Here is a 10,314-nt window from a genome sequence, read left to right on the forward strand (position 1 = left end):
AGTTCATTCGATGGCAATTGAGGCGAGCAGTCCGCTGCGGGTGGGCATTGGCGGGCCGGTGGGCTCCGGCAAGACGGCGCTGATGGAGGCCTTGTGCCGGACGTTCCGGGACCGTTACGACCTCTGCGCCATCACCAACGACATCTACACCAAGGAAGACGCAGAGATCCTGACCCGCGCCGGCGCGCTGCCGGCCGAGCGCATCATGGGCGTGGAGACCGGGGGCTGCCCGCACACGGCGATCCGCGAAGACGCCTCCGCCAATCTCGCGGCGATAGCGGAGATGCGCGCGCGCTTTCCGAAGCTGGACCTGATCCTCATCGAATCCGGTGGCGACAACCTCGCCGCCACCTTTTCGCCCGAGCTTGCGGACCTCACCGTCTATGTGATCGACGTCTCGGCCGGCGAGAAGATTCCGCGCAAGGGCGGGCCGGGCATCACCCGTTCGGACCTGCTGGTGATCAACAAGACCGACCTCGCCCCTCATGTGGGCGCATCGCTCGAAGTGATGGATCGCGACTCCCGGCGCATGCGCGGCCGACGGCCCTTCGTTTTCTCCAACATCCGCAGCGGAAGCGGGGTTGCGGAGGTCGCGCGCTTCATCGAGGAGGCGGGTGGTCTGGTGCCTGCGGAGGCCGGCGCGGCGTAGTCATTGTCCTCTATTGCCGCAAGGGCGGCATGATGGTCAAATGGCCGGGTGATGGTATCATCCGGCTGTTTGCTGGCATGCTTGCTGCTGCGGTCTCGTGGGTCCGACGGGTCGCGCTGTTTGATTTAGCCGTTCCTATCGGGTGCCAGATGGAATTTCCGCTTCCCGACAACGAAGCCGAGCGCCTTGCCGAGTTGCATGCGCTCGATATTCTGCGCTCGGGAAGCGCCGAGGTGCTGAATGGCGTCTGCGTGCTCGCGCGGCAGATGTTCGACGCGCCCTATGCCTGCATCGGCCTCGTCGACCGGGACCAGCAGGTGTTCATGGCCAAGTCCGGCTGGACCGAGACTGAGGGCACCTCCCGCACCTATTCCTTCAGCACCTGGACGATCCTGTCATCCGAGCCGCTTTTCGTGGCGGATGCCAGCCGGGATTCCCGCTTCGCGAACAATATCTATGTCACCGGCTCCCCGCACATCCGTTTCTATCTGGGTTCACCGCTCGCGCTGCGTCCGGGGTTGAATATCGGATCGCTCTGCATTTTCGGCTCGGAGCCGCGCGAGTTGCGGCCGGGCGATCTTGAACTCGTCGACCATCTCACGCGCATCATCGTCGACCAGTTCCGGCTGCATCAGGCGAACCAGCGCGCCAAGCGCCAGCTGGAGCATCGGCGCGCCAGCCAGCACCTGCTGGAAATGCAGAGCCGGGAATTGTGGCGCCGCCAGACATTGCTGGCACAGACCGAGCGCATGGCCCGGGTGGGCGGCTGGGAATATGACGTCGCCAGCGCCCGGCTGAGCTGGTCGGACGGCGTTTTCCGCATTTACGGACTGACACCGGGACTTGAGCCGACCACCGCGCTGGCGCAGTCCTATTTCCCGAGCGAGGCGCGCCAGCATTTCCAGAAGCGTTTCGAGGCCGCGCTGCGCACGGCGGAGCCGTTCGAGGTGGAACTGCCCTTCATAAACGCACAGGGCCATCACCGGCTGATCCGCAAGACCTGCGAGCTGGAGACGGACGGCGCCAAGGTGCTGCGCGCCTTCGGCATCCTGCAGGACATTACCGAGCAGAAGGAAGCCGAGCAGCGCATGTGGCACATGGCCAACCATGATGCGCTGACGGATCTGCCCAACCGTGGGCTGATGCGCGAAAAGCTCGATCTGGCGGTGCGCCGCGCCCGTCGCGCCGGCCACAATGTCGGCGTTCTGCTGGTCGACCTCGACCATTTCAAGGACGTGAACGACACGCTCGGGCACGATGCGGGCGATGCGCTTCTCATCGAGGCGGCGCGCCGGCTGAGCGGTTGCGTCGACGATGCCGATACGGTGGCGCGGCTGGGGGGCGATGAATTCATCGTGCTGCTGTCGCGGCTGACGAGCCCGGCCGAGGGCATGGCCGTGGCGCAGCAGCTTCTCGCCGTGCTGGCGCGGCCGTTCAGCTATCGGCGCTCCACCCTGTCCTGCCAGGGCAGCATCGGGGTGACGGTGGCCCCGATCCACGGCAGCGATCCGCTGACCCTGCTGAAGAATGCGGACATCGCCCTTTATCGCGCCAAGTCGGCCGGCCGCGGCGTGGCGGTCGAATATGACCCGCGCATGCAGCAGGCGACCGAGAGCCGCATCCAGCTGGCCGCGCGCATCCGGCTGGCGATGCGCAATGGCGAGCTTCTACCCTATTACCAGCCCAAGGTTTCGCTGACCAACGGAGAGATCGTCGGCTTCGAGGCGCTGATGCGCTGGCACCATCCGCGCCGGGGTGTGCTGGGGCCGCAGGATTTCGGCGAGGTATTCGACGATCCCCAGCTCTCGATCGAGATCGGCGAGCAACTGCTGGGTCAGGCGACGCGCGACATGGCGCGCTGGGCGGCGATGGGCTGCCCGTTCGGCCATGTCGCGATCAATGTAAGCTCGGCGGAATTCTCGCGCGGCCAGCTTGCCGAACGGGTGCTGGCGGCACTCGCCGCTGCCCGGCTTGCCCCCGAGTTCATGGTGGTCGAGGTGACGGAGTCGGTGTTCCTTGGCCGCTCCATGGAAACGGTCCGCCAGAGCCTGCAGGCGCTCAGCCATGCCGGCGTGAAGATCAGCCTCGACGATTTCGGCACCGGTTACGCCTCGCTGACCCATCTGAAGCAGTTTCCGGTCGATCGCATCAAGATCGATCGCTCTTTCGTGCAGGATCTCGAACACGATGCGGACGACGCCGCCATCGTGCGCGCGGTCATCAACCTGGGCCGAAGCCTGGGCATCGAGACCGTGGCGGAAGGGGTCGAAACCCCGGCGCAGGCTGCCTATCTGCGCGCCAATGGCTGCGATTTCGCGCAGGGCTTTCTCTATGCGAGGGCGCTGCCGGCCTCGCGCGTGCCGGCGCTGATGGAGGGCTGGTGCGCGACCGATGCCGTTCATGGCTCCAGCGGGCCGCTGGCCGTCGCCGTCTGAGCGCGGCGCGCGCGCGGGGTGGGGCGCGCGGTGGGGGCGGCGCTTCTGATATGGTCGCCGCCTGGCGAATCGGACGAGCGCGATGACTGGCAGAACTGCATGGGAGACTGGGCCGGGGACGTCGCCCGTGCGACGCAACGGGCTGCGGATCGCAAGTCACATCGTCGCCCTGTTCGACGCCTGCGCCACCTCGACGCGGCGTGCCTGCCTGTTCCTGACGCTGGTCAGCCTGTTGGCCTTCCTGCCCGGCTTCTTCGCGCTGCCCGTGCTGGATCGGGATGAGGCACGCTTCGCGCTGACCTCGCGGCAGATGGTGGAGACCGGCGACCTGGCCGATGTCCGGCTCGGGCTGGAAGGCCAGCGCACGCGGCCTTTCGGGCTGTACTGGCTGCAATCGGCGCTGGTGGCCGGGGCGCAGGCGGTCGGCATGCCCGATGCCACGCGCAGCATCTGGCTCTATCGGCTGCCCTCGCTGCTCCTGGCCATTGCGTCGGTGCTGCTGAGCTACTGGGCCGCGCTCGGCTTTGTCGGGCGTCGGGCCGCGCTGCTGGCCGGGCTGCTGCTGGCGACCTCGGCATCGGTCGGCGTCATTGCCCGCCTCGCCGTGCCGGATGCGGCGATGCTGGCGGCCGCCGCCGCGATGATCGGCGCAATCGGCCGTCTCTATGTGCGCGAGACCCCGGCGTCGGCCGCGGGCAAGGTCGATCCGTCCTCCACGCGCCGGCTGGTGGCGATGTTCTGGGCGGCGCTGGCCTTTGCCTTCCTCTTCAAGGGACTGTTCGCGCTGGTCTATCCGGCGCTGGCGCTGACGGCGCTGGTGACGCTCGATCGTTCGCTGCGCCTGCCGCGGCTGTTGGCGCGTTTTCCGCTGGGCATTGTCCTCCTGCTGGCGATGGGGGCCTTCTGGTACTATCTGCGCCATTTCGCCGGCCCGACCAGCGGGCCGACGGCGCGCTTCGTGATCGGCTGGGTGGCGCCGGCCTTCACCGGCATCGGCGCCCCGCCCGGCGCCTTCCTGTTGATGTTCTGGGCGCTGTTCTGGCCGGCCGCGCCGCTGGTGGCGCTCGCGGTACCCATCATCTGGAAGGCGCGCCGGTTGCGGGGGGTGCGCAGCCTGCTGGTGTGGATCCTTCCGGTCTGGCTGCTGCTCGAACTGCTGCCCACGAAATTTCCCGCCCATCTCGTGCCGACCTTCCCGGCGATCGCCATTCTGGTCGGGCTGGCGGTGGAGAAGGGGGCGCTCGCCCTCGCCAATGCGCGGCTGGCCCGCATTCTCTGGCTCTGGCCGCTGCTCGGCGCCATCATCGCCGTCTCGTCGCTGCTGATCCTGGCGGTGCTGGACCGGACGACGAGCCTTCTGGCGTGGCCGCTGCTGCTGGCGGGCCTGTTCGCGCTGATCACCGCTGCCAGCGCGGTGCGCGAATACGGGGTGGAGAAAGCGACGCTGCTCGCGCTGGCCGGCACGCTGGTATCCGGCTTCGGCGTGGTCGATCTGGTGATTCCGAAGATGGAGAGCCTGTGGCTGTCGCGGCGCATGGCCACGGTGGTGGAGGGCGAGGCCTGCGCGGCCGGCGCCGCGTCACTGGCGGTCGGCACGGCCGGCTACAACGAGGCGAGCCTGATGTTCGAACTGCCGGGGCGGACCTGGCTGCTCGACGGCGGCAGTGCCGCCGATTTCCTGAAAGAGGGCGGCTGCCGCCTCGTCTTCGTGGAAAGCCGGCAGGAGGCGCGCTTCGTGCGCCGGGCCGAGGCCATTGGCCTGCGGATCGAGCGCCGGGCCGATATACGCGGCTATGAATATACCAATGGCCGCCGTGTGCGGATTTCGCTCTATCGCAATTCCGGCGGCTGAGCGCCGCGCTCAACCGCAGGCAGGTTGCGGGTTGCGGGTTGCGGGTTGCGGGTTCGCGCGTCAGCCGGCGTCGTCCGCCGCGCGCAGCCGGGCGAAGCCCTGTTCGAGGTCGGCGATCAGGTCGGCCGGATCCTCCAGCCCGATATGCAGGCGCAGCGTCGGCCCGCCGGGCTCCCAATGCGTTGCGGTGCGCGAGGAGCGGCAGTCGAACGGGATGATGAGGCTCTCGAAACCGCCCCAGCTATAACCCATGCCGAACAGGGCGAGATGGTCGAGCATCGCCGCGACCGAGGCCTTGGACACCGGCCTGAGGATGAGGCTGAACAGGCCGGACGAGCCCTTGAAGTCGCGCTTCCACACCGCGTGTCCGGGATCGTCCGGCAGGCCCGGGTGCAGCACGCGCGCGACTTCCGGTCGCCCGGCCAGCCAATGGGCGATCGTCAGCGCGGATTGCTGGTGCCGCGCCAGCCGCACCGCCAGCGTGCGCAGCCCGCGCGCGGCGAGAAAGGCATCTTCGGGGGCAATGGTGATGCCAAGATCGCCATACGTGCCCTTCACGCGGTCAAACTGGGCGGAATTGGCGGAAATAATGCCGATATTGATGTCGGAATGGCCACTTATGTACTTGGTGCCGGCCTGGATGGAGATATCCACGCCGGCATCGTGCGGCCGGAAGAACAGCGGCGTCGCCCAGGTATTGTCCATCAGCGTCACGATTCCGCGCCGCCGCGCCACCTCCACGATGGCGGGGATGTCCTGCATCTCGAAGGATTGCGACCCGGGCGCCTCGAGGAAGATCGCCCGCGTGTTCGGGCGGACAAGCCCGTCGATGCCGGCACCCGCGAGCGGGTCGTAATAGGTGGTCTCGATCCCGTAGCGCGTCAGCACCACGTCGCAGATCCGCCGCGTGGGATGGTAGCAGGTATCGACCATCAGCAGGTGGTCGCCCGCCCGCAGCACCGACAGCAGGCCGACGCTCACGGCCGAAAGGCCGGATGGGGTAAGCACCACGCCGGCGCCCCCTTCCAGCGCGCACATGGCCTGCTCCAGCCCGTCCAGCGTGGGGTTGCCGCGCCGGCCATAGGTGTAGCGGCCGGTGTGACCCTCGAGATCGGCGACGGTGGGCGAGAGCACGGTGGAGCCACGCACGATGGGGGTATTCACGAACCCGTCATAACGCTGGGGATCGCGACCGGCGACGACCAGCTCGGTTTCGACGGCAAAGGCGGGGCGGTTGGCGCCCCCGGTCTGGCGGGACATGCGTTTCAGAGGCTCCTGCATCGATGCAGGGGGCATTGATGATGGATGGACAAGCCCCGTCAAGCGCTTGACCGATCGACCATAGGGCGTTCTGATGACCTTAGGGCTGCCGTGGGGCGGCGCACCCCTTTGCGCCGTTGCGGATCAGACCAAGGACGCATGGTGTGCCACCCGGGCGCGGCATGCCGCGGCACACGAATTGCTTTGACTGTTCACCCGTGCCGTCCGTTACGGCAGACGGCACGTCAATCATAACCGATGAAGAAGGCTGCAATGATGAAACGCCTCCTCTCCACGCTTGCCCTCGCGGGTGCCTGCGGCCTCGCGGCCTTTGGCGCGCAGGCGCAGACGAAGCCGGCAAAGCTCGACCAGATCAAGGCGAAGGGCTTTATCCAGTGCGGCGTCAGCCAGGGTCTGCCGGGTTTCTCGACACCCGACGACAAGGGCAACTGGACCGGACTCGACGTTGACTTCTGCCGCGCCGTCGCGGCAGCCGTGTTTGGCGATGTCACGAAGGTGAAGTTCACCCCCCTCTCGGCCAAGGACCGCTTCACCGCGCTGCAGTCCGGCGACATCGACGTTCTTTCCCGCAACACCACCTGGACGATCTCGCGCGATACCTCGCTGGGCCTGAATTTCACGGGCGTCACCTATTATGACGGCCAGGGCTTCATGATCCGCAAGGACAAGAAGGTCACGTCCGCGATGGAACTGTCGGGCGCCTCGGTCTGCACGCAGACCGGCACCACGACCGAGCAGAACCTCGCCGACTTCTTCCGCGCCAACAACATGACCTATGAAGTCATCGCCTTCGCCACCAATGACGAGGTGGTCAAGGCCTATGACGCGGGCCGTTGCGACGTGCTGACCACGGACCGCTCCGGTCTGGCCGGCGAGCGCCTGAAGCTGACCAACCCCGACGACCACATCGTCCTGCCGGAAATCATCTCCAAGGAGCCGCTCGGCCCGGTGGTCGCCCATGGCGATGACCAGTGGTTCGACATCGTCAAGTGGGTGCTGTTCGCGCAGCTCACGGCGGAAGAACTCGGCGTGACCTCGAAGAACGTCGACGAGCAGCTGAAGTCCTCCGCCAACCCCGAAGTGAAGCGCCTGCTCGGCACCGAAGGCAAGTTCGGCGAGGGCATGGGCATCGGCAACGACTGGGGCTACCAGATCGTCAAGACGGTCGGCAATTACGGCGAAATGTATGACCGCAATGTCGGCCCCGACACCCCGCTGAAGCTCGCCCGCGGCGTCAACGCGCTGTGGAACAAGGGCGGCCTCCAGTACGCGCCGCCGATCCGCTGAGACGCGGGTAGCGAAAAGGCTCCCGGCGTCATGCCGGGAGCCACCTCGTCCGGCCAGACCAGCCACAAAGGCGGCGTGCCGGGCATCGTATCGAGCCTCGTGAGAGGCGAGGGGGAACATGTCGGATCTGGTCGAGCCCGCAATCGGGCGTTCCAAGACGTCTTTCATCAATGACCCGAAGGTCCGCAGCATCGGGTTGCAACTGATCGCCCTGGTACTGGTCGTTTTTCTCGGCTGGATGTTCGTCGACAATGCCCGCCAGAATCTCGCGGCCCAGAAGATCGCGACCGGTTTCGGCTTCCTCGACAACACGGCCGGCTTCGGCATCAGCCAGACGCTGGTCCCCTATAGCGAAACCTCGACCTATGGCCGGGCCTTCCTGGTCGGCCTGCTCAACACGCTGCTGGTGGCGGTGGTCGGCATCTTCTTTGCCACCATTATCGGCTTTTTCGTGGGCATCGGGCGCCTGTCCAAGAATTTTGTCGTGCGCCTTCTCTCGACCATCTATGTCGAGGTGATCCGCAACCTGCCGCCGCTGTTCCAGATCCTGTTCTGGTACCTCGCCGTTCTCAGCGCCATGCCGAGCCCGCGCCAGAGCATCAATCTGCTGGGCGAGGTGTTCATCTCCAATCGCGGCATCATCGTTCCCCGGCCGGTCTTCGAGGCCGGCACCGGCTATGTGCTGTGGTCGTTCGGCGCGGCCTTGCTGGTCGTCATCGTGCTGCACTACTGGTCGCGCGAGCGGCGGGCGGAAACCGGGCGCGGCCTGCCCATGCTGCCGATCGGGCTCGGGCTGATGATCCTGGTGCCGTTCATCGCCATGGCGATCACCGGCTTTCCCATCAGCCTGGAACGTCCCGAACTGAAGGGCTTCAACTTCGTCGGCGGGGTGCGCGTCATTCCCGAATTCGTCGCGCTGACCGTGGCGCTGGCGACCTATACCGGCGCGTTCATCGCGGAGAACGTGCGGGCCGGCATCCAGTCGGTCAGCCACGGCCAGACCGAGGCGGCCCACTCGCTGGGCCTGCGCAACGGGCACACGCTGCGTCTGGTGGTGATTCCACAGGCCATGCGGGTCATCATCCCCCCGCTCACCAGCCAGTATCTCAACCTGACCAAGAACTCGTCGCTGGCGGTGGGCATCGGCTATCCCGATCTCGTCGCCGTGTTCGCCGGCACGACGCTGAACCAGACCGGCCAGGCGATCGAGATCATCGCCATCACGATGGGCGTCTATCTCGTGCTGTCGATCATCACCTCGGTCATCATGAACGTCTACAACAAGCGCGTCGCGCTCGTGGAACGGTGAGGGGCGCGCGATGAGCATGACATTCGACGACGGCACCTTCATCCGCTCGGAACTGGTGACGCCGCTGCCTCCGCCGATCCGCAATGTCGGCATTATCGGCTGGATGCGGGAGAACCTGTTTTCCAGCGTTCTCAACACCTTGCTGACGCTGTTCGGCCTCGCGCTGCTGGTCCTGATCGTGCCGCCCATGGTGCGCTTCGCCTTGATCGACGCGGTATGGACCGGCGAGAATCGCGAGGCCTGCCTCGATCCCGGCGTGGGCGCCTGCTGGCCGTTCATCCGGGCAAAGTTCGCGCAGCTGATCTATGGCTTCTATCCGATCGAGGAGCGCTGGCGCCCGAACATCGTGTTTGCCGCCGGCGCGATCCTGCTGGTACCGCTGCTGGTACCGAGCTGGCCGATGAAGCGGCTGAACGCGCTGCTGTTCTTCGTCGTCTACCCGATCATCGCCTTCATCCTGCTGACCGGCGGCAATATCGACGCCTCCTCGTTCCTGTTCCAGCGCTTCGGCCTCATCCAGCCGATCACCGGGGATGCCAGCCTTGCCGGCGTCAACATCGCCTTCTGGGCGGATTTCGTGCTGACGGCGCTGGTCGCGGCGGCGCTCGTCGGGGGCATCATCGGGCTGATCGGCGGCAACGCGCTGAGCGCGGGGCGGGCGGTACTGCTGGCCTTCGCGGGCTTCGGCGTACTGGTGCTGGCGTGGGACATCGATTTCGGCCTCCGGCCGGTCGAGACGCGCCAGTGGGGCGGTTTGCTGGTGACGCTGGTCATCGCCGTCACCGGCATCGTCGCCTCGCTGCCCCTCGGCATCCTTCTGGCGCTCGGGCGGCGTTCGCAGATGCCGATCGTCCGGCTGCTGTCGATCGTCTTCATCGAGTTCTGGCGCGGCGTGCCGCTCATCACCGTGCTGTTCTTCGCCACCTACATGCTGCCCCTGTTCCTGCCGCAGGGCGCCAACCCGGACGGGCTGCTGCGCGCGCTGGTCGGCGTCGCGCTGTTTTCCGCCGCCTACATGGCGGAGGTGGTGCGCGGCGGCCTGCAGGCGATCCCCAAGGGGCAGTATGAGGGCGCGATGGCGGTTGGCCTGACCTGGGGCCAGATGATGCGCCTCATCGTGCTGCCGCAGGCGCTCACGCTGGTCATCCCCGGCATCGTCAACAGCTTCATCTCGCTGTTCAAGGACACGACGCTGGTGCTGATCGTCTCGATCTTCGACTTTCTCGGCCAGCTGCGCGCCTCCTTCACCGATCCCAACTGGGCGACGCCGGTGACGCTCTACACCGGCTTCGCCTTCGCCGGCATCGTCTATTTCCTCTTCTGCTTTGGCATGTCGCGCTACTCGCTCTTCGTCGAGCGACGGCTCAACACATCGCACCGGCACTGACCGACGGAGACACATTCATGAGCGACACCCATTCGATCGTCCCTCCCGACGCTCTGCCGGCGGTCCACACGCCTCCTGGCAAGGACGTGGCGGTTGAGCTTGTCGGCGTGCACA

The 10,314-nt window shown here is 66.6% G+C and carries 7 protein-coding genes; 6 read left to right on the forward strand and 1 reads right to left on the reverse strand.

Going from position 1 to position 10,314, the window contains the following annotated elements; translation table 11 throughout:
- Positions 1 to 10: 10 nt before the first annotated feature.
- The 3 genes from ureG to QOZ99_RS19670 all read left to right on the forward strand — a co-directional run bounded on the left by ureG (position 11) and on the right by QOZ99_RS19670 (position 4,936).
- A complete protein-coding gene (gene ureG / locus QOZ99_RS19660; RefSeq protein WP_306891696.1) occupies positions 11 to 649 on the forward strand; it encodes an urease accessory protein UreG in 639 nt (212 codons plus the stop codon).
- A gap of 149 nt (positions 650 to 798) precedes the next feature.
- Entirely contained in the window at positions 799 to 3,084 is a 2,286-nt protein-coding gene (locus QOZ99_RS19665) for a putative bifunctional diguanylate cyclase/phosphodiesterase (protein ID WP_306891697.1), read from the forward strand.
- A gap of 127 nt (positions 3,085 to 3,211) precedes the next feature.
- Positions 3,212 to 4,936, forward strand: coding sequence for an ArnT family glycosyltransferase (locus tag QOZ99_RS19670; RefSeq protein WP_306891698.1), 1,725 nt, complete (start codon positions 3,212 to 3,214; stop codon positions 4,934 to 4,936).
- Between the two features lie 60 nt (positions 4,937 to 4,996).
- Here the strand turns inward: QOZ99_RS19670 and metC are convergent, their stop codons facing one another.
- Positions 4,997 to 6,196, reverse strand: a complete 1,200-nt coding sequence (metC, locus tag QOZ99_RS19675) for a cystathionine beta-lyase (RefSeq protein ID WP_306891699.1) — start codon at positions 6,194 to 6,196, stop codon at positions 4,997 to 4,999.
- 276 nt (positions 6,197 to 6,472) lie between these two features.
- Between metC and QOZ99_RS19680 the strand changes: the two genes are divergently transcribed.
- From QOZ99_RS19680 to QOZ99_RS19690, 3 genes are all read left to right on the forward strand, one after another.
- Complete coding sequence (locus QOZ99_RS19680; RefSeq protein WP_306891703.1) at positions 6,473 to 7,504, forward strand: amino acid ABC transporter substrate-binding protein; 1,032 nt, start codon at positions 6,473 to 6,475, stop codon at positions 7,502 to 7,504.
- A gap of 118 nt (positions 7,505 to 7,622) precedes the next feature.
- The gene (locus QOZ99_RS19685) at positions 7,623 to 8,813 is read left to right on the forward strand and encodes an amino acid ABC transporter permease (RefSeq protein ID WP_306891700.1); all 1,191 of its coding nucleotides are present in this window, start codon (positions 7,623 to 7,625) and stop codon (positions 8,811 to 8,813) included.
- 10 nt (positions 8,814 to 8,823) lie between these two features.
- The gene (locus QOZ99_RS19690) at positions 8,824 to 10,200 is read left to right on the forward strand and encodes an amino acid ABC transporter permease (RefSeq protein ID WP_306891701.1); all 1,377 of its coding nucleotides are present in this window, start codon (positions 8,824 to 8,826) and stop codon (positions 10,198 to 10,200) included.
- Positions 10,201 to 10,314 lie beyond the last annotated feature (114 nt).

This window comes from Ancylobacter amanitiformis, assembly GCF_030814815.1.
GTDB classification, from domain to species: Bacteria; Pseudomonadota; Alphaproteobacteria; order Rhizobiales; family Xanthobacteraceae; genus Ancylobacter; species Ancylobacter amanitiformis.

Excerpts from the sequence above, each read along its gene's own strand:
- ureG (WP_306891696.1), top strand. The coding sequence starts at position 11 with ATGGCAATTGAGGCGAGCAGTCCGCTGCGGGTGGGCATTGGCGGGCCG.
- QOZ99_RS19665 (WP_306891697.1), top strand. The coding sequence starts at position 799 with ATGGAATTTCCGCTTCCCGACAACGAAGCCGAGCGCCTTGCCGAGTTG.
- metC (WP_306891699.1), bottom strand. The coding sequence starts at position 6,196 with ATGTCCCGCCAGACCGGGGGCGCCAACCGCCCCGCCTTTGCCGTCGAA.
- QOZ99_RS19680 (WP_306891703.1), top strand. The coding sequence starts at position 6,473 with ATGAAACGCCTCCTCTCCACGCTTGCCCTCGCGGGTGCCTGCGGCCTC.
- QOZ99_RS19685 (WP_306891700.1), top strand. The coding sequence starts at position 7,623 with ATGTCGGATCTGGTCGAGCCCGCAATCGGGCGTTCCAAGACGTCTTTC.
- QOZ99_RS19690 (WP_306891701.1), top strand. The coding sequence starts at position 8,824 with ATGAGCATGACATTCGACGACGGCACCTTCATCCGCTCGGAACTGGTG.